The 1244-nt window shown below is 57.3% G+C and carries 1 protein-coding gene; it reads right to left on the bottom strand.

Going from position 1 to position 1244, the window contains the following annotated elements:
- Positions 1 to 228: 228 nt before the first annotated feature.
- Positions 229 to 1244 (bottom strand): ISAs1 family transposase (locus C2I19_RS13650; RefSeq protein ID WP_146056812.1); only part of this gene is annotated, 1016 nt, incomplete at its 5' end.

Here is a 1244-nt window from a genome sequence, read left to right as displayed (position 1 = left end):
GCATGCGGATCAAGCGCAAGGCAGCAGCCTGGGATGATGATGTGCGGGCCCAGTTTCTTGGGCTTGCGCCATTATGATGTTCGAGTGCGGAGGCCCTGCCCAGCAACTCAGCCAAGGCGCCATCATCCCAGGGTGATTAAATCTATTTGACATACTAGGATTTGCTTATTTTTTAATCGAAATCATCTTTACCTGCTCAATTTTTGAGCGCGCGCCGGCTCCGGCTGATTAAATTTTGAACAGATGCGCTCTCATCCCAGAGCCGGCCGAATGCCAATCGGGTTGTTGTGGGCAAAAACTACGGCGGCAAACTTGATATGTCAAATAGGTGCGATTGCCCTGGCCATCATCACAACCAGCCCGCTTTCGCCGCACACGCATGCTCTTCTTGGCCTGAAATGGCGAGCTGCGCAGCAGATTGAGCGCGAACTTCAACAGCAACGCAAAATTCTGTGGACCATGATCTTTGCGCAATAGGCACTGATCTTCATGGAAAATCACGTCAAAACACCAATGCAGGCTGTTCTCAATTGCCCAATGGCGGCGCACCGCCTGCGCCAGCGCTTCCGCACCCAGCTCGCGCGAGGACAGGTAATAACGCTGCTCCACCACCGGTTGGCCGCTGCCATCCAGGCGCACAGAATCCACTCGCCCCACCGTCTTGCCACCAGGCCACGCCGCTTCATCGACAAAATCTTCCGCAGGGGCGATAACCACATGCTGCAACACCGTGCGGCCATGCCCCTTTTGTGCACCCGTTACCCGCTCGCCTGGACGATCCATCAGCGCGCAGGCCGCCGCTTGGCGCAGCTTGGGCTGGTTATCTTTGACCGCCAGCAGGTAATCCGCCTGGCGTTCGACGATGGTCTTGGCCACGTCTTTCTGGCATCCCATCGCATCCAGGATGACCAGACATCCCTTCACATCCAGAGCGTTCAACAGCGCCGTTATCGCCGTGATTTCATTGCTTTTATCCGCCACTTTCTCCTGCCCCAAGGCCAGGCCCAGCTCAGTGGCGAAAGCGCTGACCATGTGCACCGGGCCGTGCTGGCCCCGAGCGATGCCGCGCAAGCATTTGCCGTCGATGGCGATCTGCTGGAACGCCCCCTGCAGCCCTTGCGTCCAGTCGCGGAAGGCGGCTTCGAAATGGCTATGTCCCAATTCCGTGTTGGGAGCTATGCTGAATACGGTAGCAGACCGGGAGCAACGCCATGGATGCCCAAAGTTTTCAGCGTTTTCTTGCC

The sequence above is a fragment of the Chromobacterium alticapitis genome, assembly GCF_002924365.1.
GTDB classification, from domain to species: domain Bacteria; phylum Pseudomonadota; class Gammaproteobacteria; order Burkholderiales; family Chromobacteriaceae; genus Chromobacterium; species Chromobacterium alticapitis.
This window is presented reverse-complemented; position numbering and strand designations above follow the sequence as displayed.